Source organism: Arthrobacter sp. LT660, assembly GCF_056172845.1.
Window position 1 is genome coordinate 2,049,407 of record NZ_CM149651.1, and the last position, 25,384, is coordinate 2,074,790.

19 protein-coding genes and 2 pseudogenes are annotated in these 25,384 nt (G+C 69.2%); 8 read left to right on the forward strand and 13 right to left on the reverse strand.

The window, feature by feature from the left end; translation table 11 throughout:
* Nucleotides 1-48: 48 nt before the first annotated feature.
* Genes AC0QSG_RS09455 through AC0QSG_RS09475 form a run of 5 tightly spaced genes read right to left on the reverse strand, consistent with a single transcriptional unit; the run spans nucleotide 49 to nucleotide 8,601 of the window.
* Nucleotides 49-2,184: an alpha-galactosidase gene (locus AC0QSG_RS09455; protein WP_475375199.1), complete on the reverse strand. Its 2,136-nt coding sequence runs from the start codon at nucleotides 2,182-2,184 to the stop codon at nucleotides 49-51.
* Entirely contained in the window at nucleotides 2,181-5,405 is a 3,225-nt protein-coding gene (locus AC0QSG_RS09460) for a glycoside hydrolase family 2 TIM barrel-domain containing protein (protein WP_475375200.1), read from the reverse strand. Before AC0QSG_RS09460 ends, AC0QSG_RS09455 begins: the two co-directional genes overlap by 4 nt.
* A 7-nt stretch (nucleotides 5,406-5,412) precedes the next feature.
* Nucleotides 5,413-6,309 (reverse strand): carbohydrate ABC transporter permease, encoded by an 897-nt coding sequence (locus tag AC0QSG_RS09465; protein WP_435728549.1) that lies wholly within the window; start codon nucleotides 6,307-6,309, stop codon nucleotides 5,413-5,415.
* Entirely contained in the window at nucleotides 6,309-7,217 is a 909-nt protein-coding gene (locus AC0QSG_RS09470) for a carbohydrate ABC transporter permease (protein ID WP_435728550.1), read from the reverse strand. Before AC0QSG_RS09470 ends, AC0QSG_RS09465 begins: the two co-directional genes overlap by 1 nt.
* Before the next feature lie 22 nt (nucleotides 7,218-7,239).
* Entirely contained in the window at nucleotides 7,240-8,601 is a 1,362-nt protein-coding gene (locus AC0QSG_RS09475; RefSeq protein WP_435728551.1) for an ABC transporter substrate-binding protein, read from the reverse strand.
* Between the two features lie 291 nt (nucleotides 8,602-8,892).
* On the opposite strand from AC0QSG_RS09475, the gene AC0QSG_RS09480 reads away from it, so the two are divergent.
* From AC0QSG_RS09480 to AC0QSG_RS09495, 4 genes are all read left to right on the forward strand, one after another.
* Nucleotides 8,893-9,672, forward strand: coding sequence for a DeoR/GlpR family DNA-binding transcription regulator (locus AC0QSG_RS09480; RefSeq protein WP_435728552.1), 780 nt, complete (start codon nucleotides 8,893-8,895; stop codon nucleotides 9,670-9,672).
* Between the two features lie 13 nt (nucleotides 9,673-9,685).
* Nucleotides 9,686-10,882: a sugar diacid recognition domain-containing protein gene (locus tag AC0QSG_RS09485; RefSeq protein WP_475375201.1), complete on the forward strand. Its 1,197-nt coding sequence runs from the start codon at nucleotides 9,686-9,688 to the stop codon at nucleotides 10,880-10,882.
* Nucleotides 10,883-10,907: 25 nt separating this feature from the next.
* Nucleotides 10,908-12,113: a glycerate kinase gene (locus tag AC0QSG_RS09490; protein ID WP_475375202.1), complete on the forward strand. Its 1,206-nt coding sequence runs from the start codon at nucleotides 10,908-10,910 to the stop codon at nucleotides 12,111-12,113.
* Nucleotides 12,114-12,186: 73 nt separating this feature from the next.
* Nucleotides 12,187-12,585 carry an RNA-binding S4 domain-containing protein gene (locus AC0QSG_RS09495; protein WP_435728554.1) on the forward strand — a complete coding sequence of 133 codons (399 nt, stop codon included), beginning with the start codon at nucleotides 12,187-12,189 and terminating at the stop codon, nucleotides 12,583-12,585.
* Nucleotides 12,586-12,643: 58 nt separating this feature from the next.
* Here AC0QSG_RS09495 and AC0QSG_RS09500 read toward each other — a convergent pair whose 3' ends face one another.
* A complete protein-coding gene (locus AC0QSG_RS09500) occupies nucleotides 12,644-14,944 on the reverse strand; it encodes an HNH endonuclease signature motif containing protein (RefSeq protein WP_475375203.1) in 2,301 nt (766 codons plus the stop codon).
* 346 nt (nucleotides 14,945-15,290) lie between these two features.
* Nucleotides 15,291-15,794: a ferritin gene (locus AC0QSG_RS09505; protein WP_475375204.1), complete on the reverse strand. Its 504-nt coding sequence runs from the start codon at nucleotides 15,792-15,794 to the stop codon at nucleotides 15,291-15,293.
* Between the two features lie 142 nt (nucleotides 15,795-15,936).
* Between AC0QSG_RS09505 and AC0QSG_RS09510 the strand changes: the two genes are divergently transcribed.
* Nucleotides 15,937-17,634 carry an ABC-F family ATP-binding cassette domain-containing protein gene (locus tag AC0QSG_RS09510; RefSeq protein WP_475375205.1) on the forward strand — a complete coding sequence of 566 codons (1,698 nt, stop codon included), beginning with the start codon at nucleotides 15,937-15,939 and terminating at the stop codon, nucleotides 17,632-17,634.
* A 5-nt stretch (nucleotides 17,635-17,639) separates the two neighbouring features.
* Here AC0QSG_RS09510 and AC0QSG_RS09515 read toward each other — a convergent pair.
* The 3 genes and pseudogenes from AC0QSG_RS09515 to AC0QSG_RS09525 all read right to left on the reverse strand — a co-directional run.
* Nucleotides 17,640-18,596: pseudogene (locus AC0QSG_RS09515) on the reverse strand (helix-hairpin-helix domain-containing protein); the annotation flags it as partial.
* Nucleotides 18,593-19,561, reverse strand: a complete 969-nt coding sequence (locus AC0QSG_RS09520; RefSeq protein WP_475375206.1) for an IS481 family transposase — start codon at nucleotides 19,559-19,561, stop codon at nucleotides 18,593-18,595. The gene AC0QSG_RS09520 and the pseudogene AC0QSG_RS09515, both read right to left, overlap by 4 nt.
* Nucleotides 19,562-19,642: 81 nt before the next feature.
* A pseudogene (locus AC0QSG_RS09525) lies at nucleotides 19,643-21,217 on the reverse strand (Tex-like N-terminal domain-containing protein); the annotation flags it as partial.
* A 293-nt stretch (nucleotides 21,218-21,510) separates the two neighbouring features.
* Between AC0QSG_RS09525 and AC0QSG_RS09530 the strand changes: the two are divergent.
* Complete coding sequence (locus tag AC0QSG_RS09530; protein ID WP_475375207.1) at nucleotides 21,511-22,041, forward strand: hypothetical protein; 531 nt, start codon at nucleotides 21,511-21,513, stop codon at nucleotides 22,039-22,041.
* 41 nt (nucleotides 22,042-22,082) lie between these two features.
* Nucleotides 22,083-22,487, forward strand: a complete 405-nt coding sequence (locus AC0QSG_RS09535) for a hypothetical protein (RefSeq protein ID WP_475375208.1) — start codon at nucleotides 22,083-22,085, stop codon at nucleotides 22,485-22,487.
* Between the two features lie 39 nt (nucleotides 22,488-22,526).
* Here AC0QSG_RS09535 and AC0QSG_RS09540 read toward each other — a convergent pair whose 3' ends face one another.
* On the reverse strand, nucleotides 22,527-22,841 hold the full coding sequence (locus tag AC0QSG_RS09540) for an acylphosphatase (protein WP_475375209.1): 315 nt from the start codon (nucleotides 22,839-22,841) through the stop codon (nucleotides 22,527-22,529).
* A gap of 105 nt (nucleotides 22,842-22,946) precedes the next feature.
* Between AC0QSG_RS09540 and AC0QSG_RS09545 the strand changes: the two genes are divergently transcribed.
* Nucleotides 22,947-23,498, forward strand: coding sequence for a DUF1697 domain-containing protein (locus tag AC0QSG_RS09545; protein WP_475375210.1), 552 nt, complete (start codon nucleotides 22,947-22,949; stop codon nucleotides 23,496-23,498).
* 31 nt (nucleotides 23,499-23,529) lie between these two features.
* On the opposite strand, the gene AC0QSG_RS09550 is transcribed toward AC0QSG_RS09545, so the two are convergent.
* Nucleotides 23,530-24,780 carry an MFS transporter gene (locus AC0QSG_RS09550; protein ID WP_475375211.1) on the reverse strand — a complete coding sequence of 417 codons (1,251 nt, stop codon included), beginning with the start codon at nucleotides 24,778-24,780 and terminating at the stop codon, nucleotides 23,530-23,532.
* A 1-nt stretch (nucleotide 24,781) separates the two neighbouring features.
* The gene (locus AC0QSG_RS09555; protein WP_475375212.1) at nucleotides 24,782-25,324 is read right to left on the reverse strand and encodes a TetR/AcrR family transcriptional regulator; all 543 of its coding nucleotides are present in this window, start codon (nucleotides 25,322-25,324) and stop codon (nucleotides 24,782-24,784) included.
* Nucleotides 25,325-25,384: the final 60 nt, after the last annotated feature.

Below are 25,384 nucleotides of genomic sequence, written 5' to 3' on the forward strand. Positions count from 1 at the left end.
CCGCTCCGGATCCGTGTTCGGGAGTGGTGTTGCGGCGTTGCGCGGGGATCACTGGGCCACCGCTTCCTGGTTGCGGGGAGATTCCTGAAAACGGAGCAGCACGGCCCGTTCGGGATTGAGCACGGGCATCGGGATTCCGATGGTGGCCAGGTGGCGACCGGTCGCGACGATGCCGCCGTCCCACCACGCCGGCGCCCCGCGGTGCCCGAAGGTCCCCGGTTCGTTGCCGGGGACGAAGCCCCGGACGCTGTAGGTCCTCCCAGGGTCCAAGCCCGGAACGGCGATGCGGCCGGGGGCCTCGTTGTCCGATGCGGCCAGCGCCACGAAGGCGAACAACGCATCCGAGCGGTCGGACGCCACCGTCCCGTACAGGGAGTACGCCCGCTCCACGAGGTCGGCTCGGACGGCCGTGCCCGTGTGCAGCAGCGCCCGGTGCTCCTTGTAGAGGGCCACCAGTTCGCGGAGCGTCTCCCGGTCGGGCCCCACGGCATCCCGGATGTCCCACTCCATGCCGAAGTGGCCGAAGAGCGCGGTGATGCCGCGGAACGCTAGGGCGTGCGTGCGCCCGGACGTGTGCGCGGTGCCCGGGCCGATGTGCTGTCCCACCAGTTCCGGCGGCAGTACGCGCTGCGTCCATTCCTGGATGGTTTGCCGCGCCAGCGCGTCGTTGGAGTCGGACGCCCACACGCGGTCGGTGTGCTCCAGGACTCCCAGGTCCACCCGGGCCCCGCCGGAGGAGCAGGACTCGATCTCCAGTCCCGGGTGCCGCGCGCGCAACTCGTCCATCAGCCGGTATGCGGCCAGGGTCTGGCGGTGCTGCGATGGGCGGCCGGCGGAGGCCATGTCCGTGAGGTCGCGGTTCTGGTCCCATTTGAGGAACGCGATGGGTTCCCCGGCGTCGCGGCATTCGGCTAGGACGGCATCGATCGCGTCGAGGATGTGGGCGAAGGCCGCCGGGTTGGCCAGGTCGACGACGTGTTGCCGCCGCCACGTCGGCGCGAGGGAGTCGTTCCGCGCGCGGCACAGCCAGTCCGGATGGCTGCGTACCAGGCCCGAATCCGGGTTGGCCATCTCCGGTTCCACCCAGAGGCCGAACTCCATGCCCAGCGAACGCACGTGGGAGACCAGCGGAAGCAGCCCCCCGGGCCATGCGTCCGGGGACACCCGCCAGTCGCCGAGTCCGGAGGTGTCGTCGCGGCGCGATCCGAACCACCCGTCGTCGAGCACGAACCGCTCCACACCCAGTTCCGCCGCAGAGCCGGCCAGTTCCTTCAACTCGCCGAGGTCGTGGTCGAAGTAGACGGCCTCCCACGTGTTCAGCACCACGGGGCGGGGGCGTGCCGGATGGCTCGGCCGGGAGCGCAAGTGGCGGTGGAAACGCTCCGCCACCCCGTCGAGTCCGGTGTCCGAGTACGCAAGGTAAAGCCACGGCGTCGTGTGCCTCGTGCCCGGATCCAGCACCAATTCGCGCGTCCCGAACAGTTCGCCGGCGCCGATCACGCGCGACGGCGCCGCGTCGCGTTCGGCGAAGACGGTGGAGTTGCCGCTCCATCCGAAGTGCGCGGCCCAGACTTCGCCGCTCCGGTTGCCGAAGCCTTCGGTCCCGGCCGCGAGCAAGAGCGGGGCGTCGTGTCCGGTGCGTCCACGCCTCCCGGTCCGCGACCAGGTCCCGACGTTGAAGGGTGCGCGCTGCGGGTGGCGTTCCCGGGTCCAGCGCCCGGCGACGTCGAGCAGCTCGCCGGCCTGCTGTCCCACGGGGAGGGCCATAGTCAGTGACTGCACCTCGTAGGGCGCGCCACCGTCGTTCGCTAGCGTGTGGGCCATGCGCAGCAGCCCGCCGTCGAGCAGCTCGAACCTGGTGGTCAGCGACAGGCCGGTCTCCGCATCGGCGGACCGCAGCGTCAGCATGTTGGAGTCCAGGGCAACCGTCGGGTCGGTGAAGCGCGGCGACGTGTCCCGACCGTTGCGGTGCCCGTTGAGCAGTGGGGTGCCGGCGAAGCCGCCGGCCGGTAGCGGCCACAGCGGCGGCGCAACCGGGACGTCGTAGCCCGAGTGGACGGCCGGGCCTGTCACGAGGGAGTCCGGGAGCGGTCCCGGATCGGCGCCGAAATGAACGACGGCGGGTGCCCCGGACGTTTCCAGGACCAGTGCGACGCCGCTTCCGGCCAGACTGACGAGACTCACGTGGATTCCAAACTCGAGGTGGCGGTGATGGAAATGTCCAGGACCAGTTCGGCCCCGGTGGCGAGGAGTGCATCGCGGGCCGGAACGTCGACGCCGCAGGACCTGCTGCCCAGACCGTGTTGTCCGGCGTCGATGCCCAGGTGCCACGCGGTCGGCGGCGGCAGCTCGCACGGGTGCCCGGCCGCGTCCAGCTCGCTCTGGCTCCAGGGACTCAGGGTGAAGCCGGTGTCCTCGGGGCCGGAAACGACGTCGATGCGCAGCCGCCGGCCGTCCGAGAGCCCCAGCTCCAGGCGGCGCAGTCCGGCCCTCCGACCGTTGGCCTGCGGCATCGGGTACGCCATGTGGAGCTCCGCGGGCGCCGCCGCGTGCCGGCCGAACCGTTGTGCCCGGAGCGAGTCGGCGTAGCCCTCGCCGGGGCCGAGCCCCAACCAGCGCACGGTGTCCGGCCCCTCCGCGAGCGCGTCAAGGGGCACGACGAAATCGAGGCCCAGCCGGGCCAGCGGGAACCCGTATTCCTGCAGCGCGTCCATGCGGGCGCTCAGCCTGAGGGTGCCGGCGGGTCCGGAGGTCGCGGAGGGGCCGGCCGCCGCGGTCCAGCTCGTCATGACCCGGAAGCCGGTGGCGCGTGCGGGAGGCGCGTAGCGGTGCTCCGCCCGGACGATGCCCCGCCCTCGCTCCAGGGCCACGGTACGCCGCTGCAGCACGTGCAGGCCGGCGTCCCTCCACCGCTGGGCGATGGCCACGACCGGCCCCGGTTCGGTCCCGGCGTGGGCGTCCCAGTCGAAATCGGCGTGAACGGACGGATCGGTGGCGGACACGTGGCGCATGTCCCTCGTGGGTTCGATGGTCCCGGCGTCGTTGTCCGTGGGGGCGCGGAAGGCGCCGAAAGCCGGGCCCCCAAGGGCGATTCCGTCGAACGAGCGAAGCAGCCCGTCGGGTCCGATATCGGCACCGGGCGGCAGTACGCCGGGTGACGGGGCACCGGCGCCGAGGACGGCGGCGCCCCCGGCGGGACCGCCTCCGTTCGTGTTCACCGGGACGCCGGACTGGCCCCAGGCGAGGAGGTGGCCGGCGTCCGCCCACGGAGTGGCGCGGGCGAGCCTGGCTTCGACGGTCAGCACCGCTCCGGCCCGTTCCCGCAGGGTGCGGCGCAGCGCATCCAGAGCCTCGGGCGGCAGGCCCGCCGTCGTGCCTTCGTGCGCCCGCAACGCGGCGAGGGCGAGACCGCCGGACGCGATGGCATGGCCGTCGGAATCGTGTACGGCCCATCCGAAGTCGAACGCCGAGGTGTCGGCGAAGTCCTGCCGGTTGGCGATGGCGACGGACCCGGCGCTGGCGTCCGGTTCGATCCGCACCGGTTCGATGACCTTGGCGTATTCGATCAGGCCCGGCCCGGGCGTCCCGTCGGCGAAGACGAGCCCGTCCAGCACGAAGTTCCCGTCGTGGATGGGTTCGGCGAAATCGCCGCCGTAGGCGTACACGGACGCCCCTCGCGGGGTTTGGGCCAGGATACCGTGGTCCTTCCACTCCCAGACGAACCCTCCCGCGGCGCGCGGGTGCGCGTCGAACAGGACCTCGTAGTCGGTGATCCCGCCGGGCCCGTTGCCCATGGCGTGGACGTATTCGCACAGGAGGTAGGGCTGTCCGGCGATTCGGGCGGAGCCCGCCACGGTGGCCGAGGGGACGGCATCGCCGCGCAGGATCGACTCCGATTCCTTCGGCGTTGCGTACATCCGGGAGTAGACGTCGGTGTACGCGGCATCGTGGTCGCCCTCGTAGTGGACGGGCCGCATGGGGTCGTGTTCGCGGACCCAGTCGGCCATGGCCGCGAGGTTGGCGCCGGTCCCCGACTCGTTGCCGAGGGACCACATCACCACGCTGGGGTGGTTGGCGTCCCGCCGCCAGGTGCGCTCGATGCGGTCCAGGTAGGCATCCCGCCACGCCGGGTCGTCGGAGGGGTTGCACACCCAGGCCTGCTCGACGAAACCGTGGGTCTCCAGGTCGCATTCGTCGATCAGCCAGAAGCCGAGCTCGTCCGCGAGGTCCATCAGGTGGTGGTTCGGCGGGTAGTGGCTGGTGCGGATGGCGTTGATGTTGTGGCGCTTCATCACCAGCAGTTCGGCGCGGGTGAACTCCTCGGTGACGGCGCGGCCGGCGCGGGGGTCGAACTCGTGGCGGTTCACGCCCTTAAGGCGCACTCTGCTCCCGTTGACGGTGAGCACGCCGGACTCGAGTGCCACGCGGCGGAAGCCCAGGCGCAGGGAGATCTTCTCCCCCGGCGCGGCCAATTCCGCGGCATAGAGCCGGGGAGTCTCCGCCGTCCAACCTTGCACGGCGCCGACCGACACGACCGCGCGGGCGGGCCCTCCGGCGTCGGGCGTGCCCAGCGCGCGTTCGATGCCCAGCTCGGGGATGCGCAGGACCAACGGGTGCGCTGCCACGGTCGCATCGGCCTCGACCGTGAGAGTGCCATGCCCGGCGGCGTAGTCGGCGACCACGCGCACGTCGGTGACGCCCCGGCGCGGCCGGCCGATGAGGCGGACGTCGCGGAAGATGCCCGGGAGCCACCACTGGTCCTGGTCCTCCAGGTAGCTGGCCGCCGAGAACTGGTGGACGCGGACCACCAGCCGGTTCGGCCCGTCGGCACGCAGCGCCGCAGTGGCGTCGAACTCGTGGGTGAGCCGGCTCCCGGCCGCGTGCCCCAGTTCGGTTCCGTTGAGCCACACCTTGAAGACCGACTCCACACCCTCGAAGCGCAGCAGGATCCGGTCCAGGCCCCTCCGCACGGCGTCGCCGAAGCCGAGTTCCTCGAGCGTGAACTCCCGCAGGTGGTCGCCCGTGCCGTTGGCGTCGGGAAGGAACGGCGGGTCCACGGGGAACGGGTAGACCACGTTGGTGTACCAGGGGCTGCCGAACCGGTTCACCCGCCCGGTGACCAGCGGACCGTTTGACTCGTCGAGGACCCAATGACCCGGAACCGCCGTCGTGTCCGGGAATCCGGCGCCTCCGCCCGCCGGATCGGGGTGGGCTGCGGCGACGCTCGGGGCGTAACGGAAGCCCCACCGTCCGGCGAGGGAGGCCTCGGGGCGGTCCGAGGACAGGTGTGCGCGCGCTGGCAACGCGCCGGAACCCGGCGAGGGGTTGAGATAATACGGGAGATCGGTGGCCGCGGGATCGTCGGCGGGGGTGCGGGCCTCTTGGGTGGTCGCGCTGGAATCCATGGTTGTCCTACTTGTTGGAGCCGAAGGTCAGGCCGGCGACGAAGTGTTTCTGCAGGGCGATGAAGATTACGACGGTGGGCAGCGCGATCATCACGGCACCGGCGGCCACCAGGTTGTTGTCGGTGAAGAACGCGCCCTTGAGGTTGTTCAGCGCGCTCGTGACCGGCATCGCGTCGCCGTCGCGCAGCAGCACCAGGGCCCAGAAGAAGTCGTTGTAGATCCAGGCGAACTGCAAGGTTGCGAGGGCGGCGAGGGCCGGGCGGGTCAAGGGAAGGATGATCTGATGGAACTGCCGCCAAACGCCCGCGCCGTCGACTTGGGCGGCCTCGCCGAGCTCCGGGGGCAGCGCCTTCATGAAGTTGCTCAGCACGAAGACGCAAAAGCCCATCTGGAAGGCCACGTTAATCAGGATCACGCCGAGTTGTGTGTTGTAGAGCCCGACGGAGAGGAACATCCGGTACAGCGGGGTGATGATGACCTGTTGCGGGAGCAGGTTCGCGGCCGTGAAGAACATCAGCAGCGGAATGTTCAGCCCGAAGCTGAAGCGGGCTAGGACAAACGCGGCCATCGAGGACAGGAACAGCACCAGGACGACGGCGGGGACCGCAATCAGGAGCGAATTCAAGAAGTACTTGGGCAGTTCGGCCTGGGTCCACGCGGCGACGTAGTTGTCGAAGTTGAGAGTGTCAGGCAGCGACACGTAGCCCTTGACCGCGGTCTCCGAGTACGGGCGCAGGGAGGTGTAGACGGCCCAGATCAGCGGCGTGAGCCAGAAGAAGGCCCAGACGGCGAGGCTGATGTGCAGGACAACCCTGCCCGGCCGGGCCGCCGCCTTGCGGCGAGGTTCCTGCGGCGCGGTGGTGTCCGTGGGCAGGTCGGAGCGGAGCGGTGTGGAGAGTGCCATCAGCGTTCTTCCTCCCGGAAGGTCTGGACAAGGTAGGTGATGATGAAGACCAGGGAAATGACCAGCAGGATGACCGCGATGGCGGACCCGAAACCGATCCGGCTGGCCTCGCCGATGATGTTGTTGGTGATCAACACGGACAGCAATTCCAGTCCGTTGGTGCCCTTGTTGATGATGTAGACGATGTCGAACGCCCGAAGCCCTTCGATCACCGTGACCACCAGAACCACCACGTTGATGGGCTTCAGCGTCGGGAAGACCACGCGGAAGAATGTCTGGACCTGGTTGGCCCCGTCGATCGCCGCGGCCTCCTTGATGGCGTGGTCCACGCCCTTCAGGCCCGCCAGGTACAGCACCATGATGTAGCCGACGTGGCGCCAGCCCGCCGCCACCAGGACGGCCCAGAGGTTGATGTCCGGATCCCCCAGCCAGTTCACCTCGGCTCCGGTGAGCTGGTTGATCAGGCCCTGGTCCTGCGAGTACAGCAGGGTCCAGATGAAGCCAACGAGCGCCAGGGAGAGCACCACGGGCAGGTAGAAAATGCTCTGGTAGAAGCGGCTTGCGCGGATGTTCTTGTCCAGTAGGACGGCCAGAAAAAGACCCAGCGGCGTGGCGACGAGACCGAGGACGGCCAGCCAGATCAGGTTGTGCTGCAGTGCGGGCCAGAACGGCGGATAGATCGTGGCGATCTGTTCGTAGTTCTGCGTCCCGACCGGCTCGATGGCCGTCACGCCGTTCCAACGGGTGAAGGAAAGGAACACCGATGCCAGCGCCGGTCCCCAGACGAAGGCCAGGACAATGAGTGCCGGGATGCCGAGCATCAGGGCCATGACGATCCGGTCCGAGCCCGAATACCGCCTGACCTTGCCGCGGCCCGGGCGCGGGCGGTTGATGGTTGTCGAAGTCATTGTGTTCCTCTCCTGGCCGGGGTCAGCCGACGAAGATGGCCTTCTTCTGGGCCTCGATGTCCTGCAGCACCGTGTCGATGTCCTTGGGGTCCCTGAGGAAGGACTGCAGCGACGGGACCATCACCGTGGAGGCGAAGTCCGGGCGGGTGTCGCGGTCCAGGAACTGGGCGATGTGCTTCGCCCCGCCCACGACCTCGACCGCCTTCTTCTGCAGCGCCGTGTAGCCGGACGTGTCGATGTTGTTGGCCGGGCCGACGATGCCCTTGTCCGCCTCCGAATTGACCTGTTCAGCCTCCGCACCACCGAGGAACTCCAGCAGCTGCTTGGCCGTTCCCGCGTTCTGGGTCCTGGAGCTCATCATGAACCCGTCGGTCGGCGCGTCGATGGCGTCTGTGCCGAAATCCGCGTTGACCTCGGGGAACGTGAAGAAGTCCAGGTCATCGAGGGCCTCGCCACCCTCGGCGTCCTGGAACTGCTGGGACACGAACATTCCGAGGAGGTAGGTGCCGGACTTCTTCTGCAGCAGACCCTGTGCGGCCTCCTGCCAGTCGCGGCCGAGCGCGCCCTCCTGGTGGTAGGGCAGAAGCTTCGCCCACGTGTTGAACACTTCCTTGACCTCGGGCGACTCCCACGAAACCTCGCCGGCAAGCAGTTTGGTGTGGAACTCGTATCCGTTGATGCGCATGTTCAGGACGTCGAAGGTTCCCATGGCCTCCCAGCCGCCCTTGTCCGCGAAGCCGATGGGGGTGAGTCCGTCCTTGAGCATTTCCTCGTTCAGCGCGATGTACTCGTCCAGGGTCTTCGGTTCCGTGTAGCCCTTGTCCGCGAACACTGATTTCCGGTAGAAGACCGCCCACGGGTAGTACGAGAGGGGCACGAAGTACTGCTTGCCGTCGGACGCGGTAGCGGCGTCCTTGAAGGACTGGTTGAAGTTGTCGCCGATCGTGTCCCAGACGGACGAGATGTCGCCGGCCAAGCCCTGGTCGGCGAAGAAGCGCATGCGGTAGCCCGAGAACCACGAGAAGACGTCGTCCGGCTCTCCCTGCAGGTAGGAGTTGATCTGCTCCTGAAAGGTATTGTGGTCGATCGTGTTGATGCGGACCTCGGAGCCGGAGGCCTCGACGAACGCGTCGACGATCTGCTGGTACGCGGCCTTGGGAACGGCGTCAGACTGGTTGGAACCCAGGCTGATGGCACCGGTGCCCGCTGAAACGGCGCCGGCACCGCCCGATCCGCCGCAGGCGGTGAGCGCCGCCAGCGTCGAGAGGCCGAAGGCGCCGCCCAGGACGTTGCGGCGAGTGACGGGGACGCTGGACAGCGGTCCGAGGCCAAGTGGGCTTGGCGACAGCCGCCCTCCGGCGACGGGGTTGGAACGGATAGCCACGGTTTCTCCTTTGAAGTTCACGCACTGGGCCGACCGGTAACGGGTTGGCAATTCTGAATAATCGATCAAACTCGACCATAAACGTACTCAAAACAACTCTTGGCAACTATGACACGGGTCACAGTCCAACACAACAGGTCATGCAATATCGAGGTTTCCCGGAGTAATACTGCAGATAACGGCCTTCACGCGATGAGCACTTAAGTGAACACGATGGAGCAAGAGCATGTTGGTTTTCTTTGCATCATGGCTAGGCTGTCCATATACAACCAGCGAAATGGAGGCGGGTTCATGATTGAGATGCTTCCGCCGCATCGGCAGCAACACATCCTCGACAGGATCGAAAAGCACGGACAGGTGCGCGTCGCCGCGCTGTCTGCCGAACTTGGCGTGTCGGAGATGACCGTCCGCCGCGACCTCAACGCGCTGGCGGCACGCGGCGCCGTCGTCAAGGTCCACGGCGGCGCGACCCGCGAACAGGCCGCCACCAGCGTCGAGCCCGGATTCGTTAAGAAACTGACCCTCGAGTCCGCGGAGAAGGACCGGATCGCGGAGGCTGCGGCCGGATTGATTCACGAGGGAATGTCTGTCGCCCTGACCTCCGGAACCACCACCTACGCGCTGGCCCGGCACTGCACGCGTATCGCGGACCTGACCATCGTCACGAACTCGCCGCGCATCGCGGAGGTGTTCTACGCGGCGGAAAACACCACGCAGACCGTGATTCTGACCGGCGGGGTGCGTACGCCGTCGGACGCCCTGGTCGGCCCGCTCTCCGTCGCGGCCCTCCGCCACCTGCATGTCGACGCATGTTTCATAGGCGTCCACGGGATGACCGCCGAGGACGGGTTTACGACCCCGAACATGCTCGAGGCACAGGTCAACCAGGCGTTCATCGCCTCTGCCGCGCAGCACATCGTGCTCGCGGACCACACGAAGTGGGGCCTCACCGGGCTATGCCACATCGCACCCCTGTCCGATGCGGACGTACTGGTGACGGACGCGGCGCTGCCGTCGGAGGCCGTTGAGACGCTTCGCCAGTCGATCGACTCGGTTGTTGTGGCGCGCTAGAGATGGCGACACCGTGGAGACGCCCCTGAGCAGTACGCCGGCGCAGCGCGTCGTCGACCGAATCTCGCCTACCCTGCGGCACAACGTCAATGTCATGGACGCGACGGGCCTCATCATCGCCTCGCGCGATACTGCGCGCATCGGGACGCTGCATGCGGGAGCCCGAAAGGCGGCCGCGACGGGCACGGCCGTGCTGATCCACCGCGACGAGGAGCATGAGGGCGGCCTCGCGGGCGCTAATATGCCGTTCGAGATCGACGGACGCGTCGTGGGCGTCGTCGGTCTGTCCGGCGATCCCGCGACGGTATCCCCGCTCGCCGAAGTCGCGGCGCTGGCCCTCAAGCTGCTCCTCGAACGCGAATGGGAGGTGGACGCCGCGGCCAGGCGCGATGCGCTCGCGCGGCCCGCATCCCCGAACGCCGCCGCTCCCCTTGCTCCGCCGTGGCGACTCGCCGCACTGTTGCGGCCGCCCTCCGGGGGCTCGGTCCGCGTCGATTCCCCCACCGACTCCACCGCTGCCCCCGCGGTCGCCGCGCCGGCCGCGGCAGGCGCCTCAAACGACGTTACCGACCTGTTCGCGCGCTCGGGCCGCTATCGGTGGGCCTCGTTCCGAGGGGCGACATGGGTCCTGCTCGGTACGTCGGAACACGACGCCGGTGCCCTCGCCGCCGCGGCGGTGATTTCCGGCGTCGTGCCGCTCCTGGGGGACGGGTGCACCGACGGCCGTTCGCTGCAGGACTCGGCGAAGGCTCTCGCCGCCCTCGCCGCCAGGCCCGACGTCCTGCCCCCGTCTGGTGGAGGACTGCACGTCCGGGACCTCGCCGCGGAACTGGCGGTCGCGTGCATGCCGCGCGAGAGCTCGCGGCACATGGCGGCACGCGTTGCCACCCTCTCGGCCATCCAGCGGCAGACGCTGGACGCCTTCATGGAGGCCGGCGGCTCCGTTTCCGGAGCCGCAAGGGCCCTGTTTGCGCACCGCAACACCGTGCTCCAAAGACTGGATCGGATAGCCGTGTCCACGGGCCTGAATCCCCGCGATCCGCGGCAGGCGTTGACCCTGCGGCTGGGTCTGGTCGCTGCCCGGTCGTTGATTCTTCCCCCGCAGGCCGGGAACGCATCGCCGCTCGTTGATGCGCGCGGGTGTGCAGAACAACCCCAACTTCCAGTCTCGTCGACCCGAACTATGGGCAGATTGACTGTGGTCCCGTGAGTGCGGGCACCCTAGAGTCGAAGGCATGCCCACTACACGTTCCCCGATAGTCGTCGTCGCGCCGGATTCCTACAAGGGCAGCGCCTCCGCGGCCGAAGCCGCCGCGGCGATGGCCCGCGGAGCACGTGCGGCCTACGGACCGGACGCGGAAATCCTCGAGGTTCCGTTGGCCGACGGCGGAGAGGGAACGCTCGACGCGCTGCTCGCCAGCTGGATGCGCGAGCCCATAATGGTCCCGGCAGCGGACGCCCTCGGTCGCCCCCGGACCGCCAGTTATGGTGTCTCGGCCGACGGGAAAACCGGGATCATCGAGGCCGCCGAGGGCAACGGTCTGCCGCACGTCTCCGACGTTCCGCTGCAGCCACTGCGCGCCGACAGCCATGGGGTGGGCCTCATCGCGCGCCGCCTGCTGGACGACTGCGTCGGCGAGATCCTGCTGTGCATCGGCGGTTCGGCCAGCACGGACGGTGGAACCGGCTTGCTGACGGCCCTCGGCGCGCGGTTTCTCAACGAGACCGGTTCGCCCGTGGCCCCCGGCGGCGCGGGTTTGGCCGACGTCCGTTCCGTGGACCTGTCCGGGCTACATCCACGCGCGGCCGCCGTCCGGTGGCGCGTGGCCGTCGATGTGGACAACCCGTTGTGCGGCGATCGCGGCGCCGCTGCGGTGTTTGGTCCACAAAAGGGGGCGACGCCGTCGGACATCGCGCTGCTCGACGCGGGCCTGGAGAACCTCGCCGGCGTGCTGGCCGGCCGCACCACCGCATTGGCGGCAGGCGCCGAACCGTTTCTGGCCACCCCCGGGTTCGGTGCGGCCGGTGGATTGCCGCTGTCGCTGGTCGCACTGCTCGGCGCCGAGACAGTGCCCGGCGCCGAGCTCGTGGCGGACGCCGTGGGATTGCGGGCCGCCCTGGCGCGAGCCGACGTCGTGCTGACGGGCGAGGGGAGCCTGGACGCGCAGTCGCTCGGCGGGAAGGTCATCGACGCGGTCCGGCGCATGGCGCCGGCGTCGAGTGCCGTCGTCGTCGTGGCCGGAACCGTGCAGCTTACGGCGCTCCAATGCCGCGAGGCCGGCATCACCGCGGCGGTTTCCATCGCGCGGGGGGCGGCGACCCTGCCGGAACTGGTCGCAGACGCCGAGGCGCTCATAGAGGATGCCGCGGCGCACCTCTGTTCGGCGCTTGCCCATCCGCTCAATTCGCCGCGCGCGTTCGGCACAAAGAGCGATTCCTGATCGATGCTTTCGGCGCGCGACCTTGTGCGCGGGAACTGGCGCCCGAGTGGCCCGCCGGTAAACTCGGTGGCACATGAAGACGACTCCGAAAGTCCTATCCGCCGTGCGCATCGACGCCTGGCTGTGGGCGATCCGCGCGTATAAGACGCGTTCCGCTGCGACGGCGGCCTGCCGGGCCGGCCACGTTCGGCTGAACGGACGCCCGGTAAAGGCCGCGCAAACGGTTGTTCCGGGTGACACGGTCCGGGTCCGTCAGCATGGGTCGGAGCGCATCCTCGAGATTCGTGGACTCATCGTCAAGCGCGTCGGCGCGGAGGCGGCGGCGCGTTGTTTCGTGGACCATACGCCGGAACGACCGAAGGAGCTTGTGGCCACCGTTCCCGTGCGCGAACGCGGAGCGGGTCGCCCGACCAAGAAAGACCGACGCGAGCTGGAAAGACTGCGCGAAACCCTGAAACCACGCGATCGATAGCGTATTACCCATATCCTCCAGCTCGATCGACTGGCAGACGTAGGTGTCGTCGCGAGCGCTAGAACGGTGGTTCGTCGTCGTTGACGGCGCCGTTGGGTTGCCCGGGCCCCGGGTCCGGTTCTGGGTCCGGTGGTTGGGGTTGGCTGGTGTCGGTTTTTTGGCGGAGTTCGGCCAGTGATCGTCGCCAGGATTCTTCGGCTTCGGCTTGGTGCTCGGTTCGGATTCCGCCGTTGTGGGGGTCCGGGCGACCGTGATTTCGGCCGCCGGGCGGCGGGGGTGGTTTGGTGGTTTGCCAGGGGATTTCGGTGTCGGTGTTGTAGGTGAATCCGGCCGGCGAGGTGTGGGTGATGGAGCCGTTTCCGGTGGTGAGGGTTTGCCAGAGTCCGACGGTTTTCATCTTGTGGTGTTTGGGGCAGCGCGGGGCGAGGTTGGCCAGGTCGGTGGTTCCGCCGTCCTGCCATTCGGTGATGTGGTCGTTTTCGGAGTCCACGCGCGCGCAGCCGATGTGGGTGCAGTAGGGGTCCCGGGCGGTGAGCATCCGGCGCATCGGTTCGGTGGGTCGGTAGCGGGCCCGTCCCATGGCGACGATCGCGGTGCCGTCGGGGGAGGCGTAGAGCGTCGCCCACGTCGCGGCAAGCCGGGCCAGGTGCAGTGCGGCGCCGGGGTCGATCGGGCCGTATCCGGCCAGTTCGCACACCTCGGGACCGCCACCGGGAACCCCGCCGGATCCCGCACCGGGTCCCGCACCGGGTCCCGCGCCGGGTTTGGCGCCGGGTTTGGCGCCGTCCGCGGGGTGGGCGTCTGCGGCCGCGGCGTCCGGATCGCCGGTCTCGGTGGCCGTGGTGTCCGTGGTGGTTGTTTCGTTTGCCGTGGCCGGTCCGTCCGCGGTTTCGGCGTCCGGGGTCGTTTCAGGCGCCCTGGCAGGGGCCGTGGCCGTGGCCGGACCGCTGTCCTGCGCCGGGCGGGTGCCCGCCGGAATGTCCGCGGCGCCGGTCCCGCGGGTTCCTTCGCCGCCGACCGCCCCATCAGCCCCGCACGCCCCGACGCTCCGCTCGTGGGCGACGGCAGCGCCGTCACCACCGTCGGCGGCCCTGTCGCCGGCGGCGTCTGCGCCATGGACGGCCCCGCCGCCGGCAGCGTCCCTGCCCCCAAACGACGCTCCGTCCCTGCCGCCTCGATCGCCAGGCGGGGCCGTCCCGGCCGTGCGGTGGGGAGGAAAGCCGGTGGGGCGGCCAGCGCCGCCAACGCCGCCGGCGCCGGAGGGAGCGCCCGTGGCGCCTGCGCCGTCCGCGCCGTCGGCGTCGTCCGTGGCGTCCGTGGCGTCCATGGCGGCGAGGGTGGTTTCCAGGAGGGTGCCGGCATCGCCGGTGAGGACGTCGTGCGGGAGCAGGACCATGATCTCAGCCTTGATGTTCGCCCACGTGTCCCCGTCCTCGGTGCCCAGCACCAGGGCGGCCAGGACGTCGGCGCGCAGCTGCGCCATGGTCCGCTCCTCGCCCTGGACGCGGTGCAGGGTCGTGGCGATGCGTTGGATCCGGTCCATCATCGCCACCGCGTCCACCGCGTGGAGCTCGGCGTGCATCCGAGACCTCCCGTCCGTTCCGGGTTCGACCCAGACCCCGCGCTTTTCCCCGGCGGCCTTCACCCGCTCCCGCAGCACCCCCGGACCCATCTTCGCCTGCACCCGCCGGGCCTTCTTCCCCAAATCCGCCGGGGTGCGTCCGGGGGCGAAGGCCAGCAGCTCGGCCTCCAGCCAGTCCCGCTGCGCCTCCATCAACTCCACCTCCGCCGCCACGTCCCGCCGGTACCGCTCCAGCACGGCCGGGTCCGCCCCGTTCCCCGGAGGGGGGACCGCGGCGGGCTGGACGGCCTCGCAGGCCTCCAGGATCACCCGCAGGTGCCCGAACCCCAGCTCCCCGTTCCCCAGCGCGGTAAGGGACGCCTTCCGGTGGGTGGTGAGCTCGATCGCGTGGGCGACACGCGCCTGCATCGTCGCCTCGGACGTTCCGGTCGCCGGGGCCAGCTCGGTCGCCGCGGCCGCCGTCGCCCACCAATCCACCTTCGGGTCCGTCTCGGCGAACTCCGCACGCAACCGCTCCGCCCACGGCCGGTAGACGCCCCGGGAGGTCCTGGCCAGTTCGGTGAGCTCCGCCAACCGCTCCCGGTGGACCGCCTCCACCGCCGCGGCCCGCAACCGCACCTCATCCGCGTCCAACCCCGCACGCCGCCGGGCGCCCTCGCGGGTCAGCAACACCGCCTCCTCCAACGTCAGCGCCCCCGGATCCACCACCCGCAACCGCCCACCCACGAACAACGCATGCTCCGCCGACACGCCCTCCACCGCCTCGACCGGCTCCACCAGCCCCGTCCCGCCAGGCCCCCCGGCAGACCCCGAAGGCCGGGCGGAACCGGAATCCGCGGCAGGCGCCGCGCCACCCGCGGACCCGGTGGATGCGGAGCCTTCGGACCCGCCAGGGCCCGGGACCGCGCCCCGCGCGTCCCCCCGGCCACTCTCCGAATCCCGCTTCCCGTCCATACACCAACACTAGAAAACAGATACGACAGAATAGACCCCAAGACACCATTTGGGGAAAAGAGATGCTAATTTCCCACTCATTCGAAACCGTGGAGGAACAACCCCTGCCGCACCAAGGAATCGGGACTGGAGCCGACGGGCTCCGAACAGAAGTGCGCCGGCGTCGTATTTAGGTCTTCGCGCCCTGGCGGGCGCCGAGCTCGGCGTCGAGGCTCAGCAATCCGTTGCCGTCCTCGCCGATCAGTCGTACGCGGCCAATGATCGCGTTGACCGTCGCCTCCTCCTCAAGCTGCTCCGACACGAACCAGCTGAGCATGGGTAGTGCGTCGATGTCGCCCTGCTGCTGCGCCGTGCGGTACAGGTTGCGAATGGCGTCCGACACCCGCTGCTCGTGCGTCAGCGACGATTCGAAAGCCTCCAGGACCGAAGTCGCGCTGACCGACGGCGCGTGCATCGCCCCGATGCGCGGGTGGGCCTCGCGGTCCACCATGTGTGCGATGAACTTCTCCGCGTGCGCAATCTCTTCCTGTGCCTGCGTGCGGAACCATCCGGCGATGCCGGGCAGGTCCAGGAGCTCCATTTCGACGGCGAGCTGGCGGTAGACCATCGACGCCTCGAGCTCGAGGGTCACTTGGTCGTTGAATGCTGCTTCGAGCTGTCCGTTGAGGTTCATTCCATCAATCTACGGCGAATTTCCCCGAGGTTCACCGCAGTCTGGCCTTACTCACCGGGGCATCGATATTTCGGGCACACCGGCCTATCGCACCCTTTGAATGCTTGGCTCACCAAACACCGCTCACCCGTAGGATTGGTGGATGGGTCATATTGACGTCGCCGGGATCGACTACTTCCTCTCCGACGGAACACAACTGCTGAACGGTGTCTCCTTCAAGGTCGGAGACGGGAGCAAGACGGCGCTGATCGGCCCCAACGGAACCGGCAAGACGACCCTCTTCAAGGTCATCTCCGGCGACCTCGTCGCGGACGGCGGCACGGTGGGACGGTCCGGGAGCATGGGCATCATGCGCCAGTTCGTGGGCCAGGTCCGGGACGAGTCCACGGTCAGGGACCTGCTGGTCTCCGCCGCCCCGAAGTCGATTGCCGACGCGGCCGCCGAGCTCGCCGCCGCGGAGAACGCGATGCTCGCCGACCACGCGACGCCGGAGGCGGAGGAGAAGACCCAGATGCGGTACGCCCAGGCGATCGTGGACTGGGGAGACGCCGGCGGCTACGAACAGGAAACCGTCTGGGACGAGGTGTGCATGGCGTCCCTCGGTATCCCCTACGAGCGCGCGCAGTACCGCGCGGCGTCCACCTTGTCCGGCGGCGAACAGAAGCGGCTGGTCCTCGAGGCGCTCTTCTCCGGCCCGGACCAGGTCCTGCTGCTCGACGAGCCGGACAACTACCTCGACGTCCCCGGCAAGCGCTGGCTCGAGGCCAAGCTCAACGATTCCAAGAAGGCCGTGCTGTTCATCAGCCACGACCGCGAGCTCCTGAACATCGCGGCGGAGCGCATCGTCACCTTGGAGCCCGGCGTCAACGGGGCCGGCGCCTGGATCCACGGCGGCGGATTCGGCACCTACGTCGAGGCCCGCGCCGACCGCAACGCCCGGTTCGAGGAACTGCGCAAGCGCTGGGACGAGGAGCACCTCAAGCTCAAGGAACTCGTCAACATGTACAAGAACAAGGCCGCGTTCCGGTCGGACATGGCCAACCGGTACCACGCCGCCCAGACCCGGCTGGCGAAGTTCCTGGAGATCGGACCGCCCGAGGCGCTGCCCATCGAACAGAACGTCAAGATGCGCCTGCGCGGCGGCCGGACCGCGAAGCGGGCCGTGGTCGCCGAGAAGCTGGAGCTCACGGGCCTGATGAAGCCGTTCTCGACCGAGATCTGGTTCGGCGACCGCGTCGGCGTGCTCGGCGCGAACGGCTCGGGAAAGTCGCACTTCCTGCGTCTGCTCGCCTCGGGGGGCACCGATCCGGAGCGCGAGCACGTGCCGGTGTCCGACGTCGTCATCGCGGAAGTCCCGCACGAGGGCACCGTGAAGCTCGGCGCCCGGATCCGCCCCGGCTACTTCGCGCAGACGCATGTGCGCCCCGACCTCGCCTCGCGGAGCCTGCTGGACATCCTGCACCGCGGCGACGAGCACCGCTCGGGCATGGCCCGGGAGGCGGCATCCGGCGCCCTGGACGGCTACGGGTTGGCGGCGCAGGCGGAGCAGTCCTTCGATTCGCTCTCCGGTGGCCAGCAGGCGCGGTTCCAGATCCTGCTGCTGCAGCTCTCCGGCGCGACGCTCCTGCTGCTCGACGAGCCCACCGACAACCTCGACCTGCACTCCGGCGAGGCACTGGAGCGAGCGATCGACGCGTTCGAGGGCACAGTCCTCGCGGTGACCCACGACCGCTGGTTCGCGAAGTCCTTCGACCGGTTCCTGGTCTTCGGGTCCAACGGCAAGGTCTACGAGTCCGAGGAACCGGTCTGGGACGAGGCGCGGGTACAGCGCGAGCGGTAGGGGACTCAGGCCAGCCCGGCGCGTCTGAGGGCCTCGGCCAGCGCCGTGTCGGCCGTCGGGGTCGCCGGCTTGCCTGGAACGACCCGGGGACGTCCACGCACGACGTCGGCGCGCGGCACCTTCGTCCTCGGGCCCGCTTTCTCGATGGGCACGCCACCGACGTCGTTCCCCGGCGCCTTCGCGCCCGCCCCGCGTCCGGCGTCGTGCCGGGTTTTCCGAGCGTCGCCCACCTCGTCGTCGAGGCGCAGCGTGAGGGAAATGCGCTTGCGGGCCGCGTCGACCTCGAGCACCTTGACCTTGACGACCTGGCCGGACCGGACGACCTCGCGCGGATCAGAGACGAAGCCGTTGCTGAGCGCCGAGACGTGGACCAATCCGTCCTGGTGGACGCCGATGTCGACGAACGCGCCGAAAGCCGCCACATTGGAGACCGTTCCCTCCAACACCATCCCGGGCGCCAAGTCGCCGATCTTCTCGACGCCCTCCTTCAGGGACGCGGTGGTGAAGTCGGGGCGAGGGTCCCGGCCGGGCCGGGAAAGTTCCGCCATGACGTCGCGGACGGTCGGAAGGCCGAACCTGTCGTCCACGAATCCGGCCGGGTCCAACCGCGCCAGCGCTTCGGAGGCCGTTCCCGGCGTGGCCCGGGCCACGGTCAGTCCGGCAGTGTCCAGGATCCGCTGGGCCAGGCCGTAGGCCTCGGGGTGGACGGCAGAGGCGTCGAGGCGGTTGCGCCCGCCGGCGACCCGCAGAAAGCCCGCGCACTGTTCAAACGCCTTCGCGCCGAGCCGCGGCACCTTCTTCAGCTCCGCCCGCGAGGCGAAGGGGCCGTTGGCGTCCCGGTATTCCACGATGTTCCGGCTCAGCGTCCCGCCGACCCCGGCGACGCGCGCCAACAGCGCGGGCGACGCGGTGTTGACGTCCACCCCGACCGCGTTGACGCAGTCCTCGACGACGGCGTCTAGGTGTATTGACCACTGAGGTTGGGTACGCGGGACGCTGGTGGAAGTCCTCGTAGCGAAGTGTGGCCTCGGTGGTGATTGTAGTGGTGTTGCCAGGTTTCGAAAGCGGCAACGCGTTCGGTCTCCGAGGTGTAGGTGCGGGCGTAGGCCCATTCCTCGAGCATGGTGCGGTTGTAGCGTTCGACCTTGCCGTTGGTTTGGGGCCGGTAGGGACGGGTGCGCTTGTGCTTGATGTCCGGGCCCAGGGCGTCCCGGAAGGCGTGGGACCGGTAGCAGGATCCGTTGTCGGTCAGCACGCGCCGCACCTCGACGCCGCAGCTGTTGAAGTGGGCGTTGGCCCTTTCCCAGAACGCGGCAGCCGTCTCCTTTTTCTCGTCGCCGAGGATCTCGGTGTACGCCAGGCGGGAGTGGTCATCGACCGCGTTGTGCAGGTACGCGTAGCCGGGCCTGCGGTTGGCCGCGGTGCCGGTCTTGTTCCGCCGGCCCGCGGCCTTGCCCAGGGCCTTGTGGCCGCCGCCGTCGGGGATCCGGCCCAGCTTCTTGATGTCGACGTGGACCAGGTCCCCGGGGCGTTCGTGCTCGTAGCGGCGGATGTTCCGGCCCGTGGCGCGGTCCTGCCACTTCAGTTTGGAAAGCCCGTGGCGGGAGAGGACCTTGTGCACCGTCGAGGGATGCATCCCCAGTCGGTACCCGATGCGTGCCGGACCCCAGCGTCGGTTCGCGCGCATGGCGATGATCCTGCGCTCGCGGCGGACCGGGGTCCGGTGTCGGCAGCTCTCGGGCCGGCTGGAACGGTCGTCCATGCCCTCGGCGCCGAGCTCGCGGTAGCGACCTGCCCACCGGGCGGCGGTGGTGGCCGAGACCTGGAAGCGCTCTGCGGCCCGCCGCAGGGGCCAACCGTCCTCGACGATGGCTTGGGCCAGGGACAAGCGCCCCCTCGGCGCGAGACGTGCGTTAGCGTGGACCATGGAAGACCTCCTGTGGTGAGACGGACTCTGAATAAGCCCACACTCACCCGGAGGTCTTCCTTGGTTCAATCACCCACGCCGAGCGTTACCAACGTTCGTGGTCAATACATCTAGGGAACGGTCCAGCTTGGCCGGCGAGAGGTCGTGCTGATACTGGCCGACGCCGATCGCCTTGGGCTCGATCTTCACCAGCTCGGCCAGCGGGTCCTGGAGCCGGCGCGCTATCGAGACGGCGCCGCGCAGCGACACGTCCAGGTCCGGGAGTTCCGCGCTCGCAAGTGCGGACGCGGAGTAGACGGAGGCCCCCGCCTCGGACACGATCACCTTCGCGGGCGCCGCACCCGCGGACGGGTCGGCGGCCGCCGGGCCGACGAAGGCCGGATTCTTGGCCAGCCGGGCCAGCAGCTCGCCGGCGAGCTTGTCGGTTTCGCGGCTGGCGGTGCCGTTGCCGACCGCCACCAAAGCCGTGGCGTGGCGGACGGCCAGTGCCTCGAGCGTCGCCAGGGACTCGTCCCACCTTTTCGCGGGAGCATGCGGGTAGATCGTCGCGGTGTCCACGACCTTGCCGGTTCCGTCGACGACGGCGACCTTCACGCCCGTGCGCAGCCCCGGATCCAGCCCGAGCACCGCACGGTTTCCCGCCGGGGCGGCGAGCAGCACGTCGCGCAGGTTCGCGGCGAAGACGCGGATCGCCTCGTCCTGGGCGGCGTCGAACAGCCGTGTGCGGAGGTCGGATTCGATCCGGGACAGCAACGTCCGCTTCCAGGCCAGCTTCACCGTCTGCGCCAGCCACTCGCCCGCGGGGCCGTCTGCCGGCCCGCGGATGCCCAGGGACCGCGCGACCGCGCCCTCACACCGCTGCCGGGCGGCGGCCAGCGACGCGTCGTCCCGGGGGTCGGCCTCGGCGATCTCGAGGGACAGCGCGCCGTCGCGCTCGCCGCGAAGCAGCGCCAACACGCGGTGGCTGGGCAGCTTGTCGGGCGCCTGGGCGAAATCGACATAGTCGGAGAACTTCGCGGCGTCCGCCCCGGCCTTGGGCGAGGCCTTCGAACGCAGCCGTCCCCGCGTCCATACCCGCTCGCGGAGTTCCGAGACCAGCGCGGCGTCCTGCCCTGCGCGTTCCGTGAGGATCGCACGGGCGCCCGCCAGCGCATCCGCCGGCGCCTCGAACCCGGGCGCCAGGTGGCGCGCCGCCGTCGTCTCCGGATCCAACCGCGCATTGTTGAGCAGCGCGTCGGCCAGCGACTCCAGGCCGGCCTCGCGGGCGAGCTGCGCCTTGGTGCGCCGCTTCGACTTGTAGGGGAGGTAGAGGTCCTCGAGTTCGGCCTTCGTGGCGGCCCGTACGACGGCGTTGCGCAGGTCCGCGGTCAACGCACCCTGCTCTTCGATTGCCTGCAGGACGGTGGCGCGCCGGTCCTCCAGCTCGCGGAGATAGCGCAGGCGCTCCTCAAGGTCGCGCAGCTGGGCGTCGTCCAGCGTGCCCGTGGCTTCCTTGCGGTAGCGGGCGACGAACGGGACGGTGGCCCCGCCGTCGAGCAGCTCGACGGCGGCCCGGACGCGCCATAGCTCGACGCCGAGTTCGTCGGCAATGGTCTGTTCGATGCTGGCGGGACGCCCGGTGGCGGCTCGGTGCTGGGATTTCTCGACGGTACTCACCCGGTCTAGTTTGCCGGAAGTATGGCTGGCAGACCGGAAACGGCGGTACGTCACCGGATCTGGCCGTACGAAGGCCGCCACAGGAATTGATGCACTTGCCCCTCAAACCTGTGGATAAGTCGATGTTCGTGTGGGATGGCCTGCCAGCATGGATCCATCGAAGGGAGATGGACATGGAGTTATATCGGGAAGGCACAGCCCCCGTACCGCCGCCCACTGACGATCGGAACGGCCAGCCGTGGACGGAAGAGGAGCATCTGCGGCTGTTGGGCCGTGTGCGCCAGGGAGCGGATATGGCTGACCTCGCCGAGGCGGTCCACCGGAAGCAGGTGGCGGTGACGCGGCGGCTTCGCCTCATGTTGCCACTCGAGCACCGCGGCTGCCCCGCCGACCAGGTGCTGGATGCGGCCAGACGGGCCTTGGCATCGGAGGACTACGACTGGCGGACGGCGCTGTTGCTCAGTCCTCCGCCGCGCCCCGTGGTCAATCCACCGCGGATTGTCCGGTCCGGGATCGCGGGACTCGAGGATGAAGACCTGGTGACCACCGCATTCGCTCTACTACGAACCCCGGGCCTGAGGTGCGGGCGCCTCCTGGGGGAAGTCGGCGCCGAGGTTGTCCGGCGCAGAGGCACCTTCCGCCAGTTGGTCGACATCGTCGAGGACCACCTCTGTCTCATGGGCGTGGGCGGCGCGGAGAACCTCGACCGCGCGGCCGTAGCGTGGATCCTGGCGGCGGAGGGTTGGACGGCGGAGACGCGTTGGGCCGACCCGTGGGGCAACGGCCACGACGAAACGGGGTGGGAGCGTGCCTCCGGTTGGTGACCGCCGTTCGCCGCGTCGCCGCCACCGCCTACGATTGATGCATGCTCCACATTTCGAAAAGCCTCGCACTGCCCATCCTTCTCGCTGCGGCCGGACTCGGGTTGGTTGGATGCGCCCAGGCCGAGGATGCCGTGCGCGATGCGGCAAGCGGAGCGGTGGACCAGGCCAGCGAAGCGGCATCGGAGGCAGCCGGCTCGGGGCGCGAGGCCTTGATCGCGCAATTGTGCAAGCCGGTCGAGGACGGCAAGGTCAGCGCCGAGGACGTCAGGCTGCTGGGTGGCCTGCTGGACGCCGGCCGGGCCGCGGGTCTGCCCGATGAGATCCTCGATCCGGCCCAGGGGCTGGCCGACTCCGGGGACCAGGCGGGTGGCGAGACCACCGCCGACCTGGAACAGTCGCTCAAGGACGCCTGCGCGGAGGCCACCGGCGGAGAAACAACAAACTAAGGCAGCCCCGCCTGACGACCAGGCAAACGCGAGCGGCCGCTACCTCGTGTCGAAACCGGACAAGTCGCCCTTGGTTTCCACCCAAAGAACCTCCACGGAACCGACCCGTCCAGGAGTCCGGTCCGATTCCAACCACTCTAGGAGCGCATCGAGTGCGCGCCGGGATCCCTCGGCCACCACGCGTACGGAACCGTTCCGCAGGTTGACCGCCTCGCCAACCAGCCCGAGGCCGACGGCCGTTTCCCTTGCCGTGTAGCGGAAACCTACACCTTGGACCCGCCCGGTCACGGTCGCCTCGAGGCGGATGTCCGCGTCGCCGTCCCGGCTGATCGATCCCTCGGATGTGTTCGCCATGCGACCAGTGTCGCACCGGGATTCGGGCCGATCGAGCGCGCCGAACACCGGATCCGTGCCGCGGCGCCGCTTGTTGCCGCGCGTCCGCTGGTGAAGAATGCACGCATGCCTACCTATGCGGTGTTTCTCCGGGGCGTCAACGTCGGCGGGATCCGCATCGCCATGCCGGATCTGCGGCGCGTCCTCACCGATGCGGGTTTCCACAACGTCTCCACGCTCCTCTCCTCGGGCAACGTGGTCCTGGACGCCTCGATGCCGGACGCAAGCACGGTCAAGAAGGACGTGGAGGCGGCCCTCCGGACGGGATTCGACTACGACGCCTGGGTAATCGTGAAGACACCCGGACAGGTCGCCGAGATCGTCGACGGCTACCCGTTCACGACTCCGGACGACGGCGTCGCCCGCCACGCGTACGCCATCCTGACCACGAGCGCGGAGACGGTCCGCGAGGCCGTCGCCGCCTGTCCCGAACCGTCGCCCGAGGAGCGCTTCAAGGGTGTCGGGGATGTCCTGTATTGGGATATTCCCCGGGGCAACACGCTCGATTCGAAGTTGGCCAGGCAGCTCGGCCGCGTCCGCTACAAACCGCTGGCCACGACGCGCAACCTGAACACGATGCGCAAGGTTTTGGCCAGATGCGAGCCCGCCGGTTCCTGACGCGCCGCCGGATCACCGATTCGGGTGTTCCCTACGTTCCGTGCCCACCGTGCCGCGCGGGCGGCGCGTCCTCGATCCGGCGCGGGCCGTTGATCATCGCCGCCCCGATCAGCAACACCACGATGCAGACGCCGAGCATCGAGAAGGAGGCGCCCCAACCGCCCGTTGCGTCGCGGACGACACCGAAAACCAGCGGGACGAGGGCGGCCCCGGCGTAGCCCAACCCCTGGCTGAACCCGGACAGCACGCCGGAACCGTAGGTGGTGCGCGACCGGAGATTCATCATCAACAGTGCCATCGCAAACGTTCCCTGGCCGAGCCCCGCGAAGGTCATCCAGACCCAGGTCCCCGATGTCGGCGACAAGAAGTTTCCCGTGTGTCCCACGATCCAGCACGCCACGAAAAGTCCGACGGCGACGATCGGGTGGCGCATCCGCGGTACCCACAGCGGCACCAAGAGACTGACGGGCAACCCGAGGATGGCGAAATAGGCCAGCGCGCTGCCCGCCGTCGCCGGGTCCAGCCCCTGGGAGATCAGGTAGGGCGGGAGCCACGTGAAGTAGACGTACGTCTGGGCCGAATTGCCGGCCAGGAAGATGGCCAGGCCCCACGCCACCGGCGAGCGCCATGGGTTCAACTGGTCCTCCCGGGCGACGCGGACGGCCGCGGGCCGCGCCGGCGTGCCGCCACTTTGGTGCCGCCGGCGGTCGCCGAGGAGTTGGACGGCCCACGGCACGAGCACCACTCCGCTCGCCAGGGACCAGAAGGCGATCGAGAACCTCCAGTCGACGGCGTCGGCGAGGGGCACGGCGAACTGCGGACTCATGGCCGTTCCGATGGCCAGCATCGTGACGTATCCGGCCGTGACGACGGCCATGCGGTCCGGGAAATAGCGCTTCACCAGCGGCGGAAGCACCACGTTGCCGATCCCGTAGCCGGCCATCGTGACCGCCGATAGTCCCAGGAAAGGAACCACCCCGCCCACCATGGAGCGGCCAAGCTGTCCGAAGACGGCGAGCACCACGGCCCCGAGCAGGACGCGTTCCAGTCCCCACCGCGTGATCATCCGCGGCGTCGCCAACCCGAAGGCCGCGAAGACGATCGGGGCCAGCATGGCCAGCATCCCAATGCTGAAGGAGTCGAACCCCAACTCCGGGCCCAGCCGACCGAGCAACGGCGGCACGGCGACGACGGCGGCGCGCAGGCTCAGCGCCATCGCCAGGATGCCGAACAACGCCGCGATCCGCCCGCGCCATGGCTGGCGTGGCAGTCTGAACGCCACGTCAGATGCCCGACTTCAGGCGATCGACCTGATGCAGCAGGTCCTCCAGCGAACCGGTGGCCCTCCCGAAGTAGGGGGTCCCCGGCATGGTCGAGTGATAGTAGAGTCCCTCGCCGATCAGCATGATGGCCTCCGCCGCGTGCGGGTCGCCCACCTCTTGGCGAATCAGGTCGAACCACCCCCCGTGGACGGTGTCCAGCGCATCGGTGGCGGCTTGGAAGGAACCGGCGGCAAGCCGGAGCGCGGCGGCGTAGCTGGTGTCCATCGTCGACCCCGTCTGCACGGAGGTCCTGACGAAGTACCGGGAAGCGCCTTCCTCGGCCGCGGCCATCGTCCGAACATCGTCGGCGGCGGCCTGAAGGAGTCGCTCGACGACGGCGTCGGCCAGCGAGTCCTTGGACTTGAAATGGTAGAGGAGCCCGCCCTTGGAAACCCCGGCGAGCGCGGCGGTGGCGTCCAGTGTGGCAGCCCGCTCGCCGTCGCTGCGCAGCAGTTCGCAGTAGGCGTCGAGGACCTTCTCCTTGGCCGCAGGTGGTCGAGACATGCCTGAAACTCTAGCCCGGCGGCACGTGTTCAACGTCATCGTCGGACATCTTGAACCATA

Coding starts and splice junctions, on each gene's coding strand:
- AC0QSG_RS09460 (WP_475375200.1), bottom strand. CDS start 5,405: ATGGATTCCAGCGCGACCACCCAAGAGGCCCGCACCCCCGCCGACGAT.
- AC0QSG_RS09465 (WP_435728549.1), bottom strand. CDS start 6,309: ATGGCACTCTCCACACCGCTCCGCTCCGACCTGCCCACGGACACCACC.
- AC0QSG_RS09470 (WP_435728550.1), bottom strand. CDS start 7,217: ATGACTTCGACAACCATCAACCGCCCGCGCCCGGGCCGCGGCAAGGTC.
- AC0QSG_RS09480 (WP_435728552.1), top strand. CDS start 8,893: ATGATTGAGATGCTTCCGCCGCATCGGCAGCAACACATCCTCGACAGG.
- AC0QSG_RS09490 (WP_475375202.1), top strand. CDS start 10,908: ATGCCCACTACACGTTCCCCGATAGTCGTCGTCGCGCCGGATTCCTAC.
- AC0QSG_RS09495 (WP_435728554.1), top strand. CDS start 12,187: ATGAAGACGACTCCGAAAGTCCTATCCGCCGTGCGCATCGACGCCTGG.
- AC0QSG_RS09505 (WP_475375204.1), bottom strand. CDS start 15,794: ATGAACCTCAACGGACAGCTCGAAGCAGCATTCAACGACCAAGTGACC.
- AC0QSG_RS09510 (WP_475375205.1), top strand. CDS start 15,937: ATGGGTCATATTGACGTCGCCGGGATCGACTACTTCCTCTCCGACGGA.
- AC0QSG_RS09520 (WP_475375206.1), bottom strand. CDS start 19,561: ATGGTCCACGCTAACGCACGTCTCGCGCCGAGGGGGCGCTTGTCCCTG.
- AC0QSG_RS09530 (WP_475375207.1), top strand. CDS start 21,511: ATGGCTGACCTCGCCGAGGCGGTCCACCGGAAGCAGGTGGCGGTGACG.
- AC0QSG_RS09535 (WP_475375208.1), top strand. CDS start 22,083: ATGCTCCACATTTCGAAAAGCCTCGCACTGCCCATCCTTCTCGCTGCG.
- AC0QSG_RS09540 (WP_475375209.1), bottom strand. CDS start 22,841: ATGGCGAACACATCCGAGGGATCGATCAGCCGGGACGGCGACGCGGAC.
- AC0QSG_RS09545 (WP_475375210.1), top strand. CDS start 22,947: ATGCCTACCTATGCGGTGTTTCTCCGGGGCGTCAACGTCGGCGGGATC.
- AC0QSG_RS09555 (WP_475375212.1), bottom strand. CDS start 25,324: ATGTCTCGACCACCTGCGGCCAAGGAGAAGGTCCTCGACGCCTACTGC.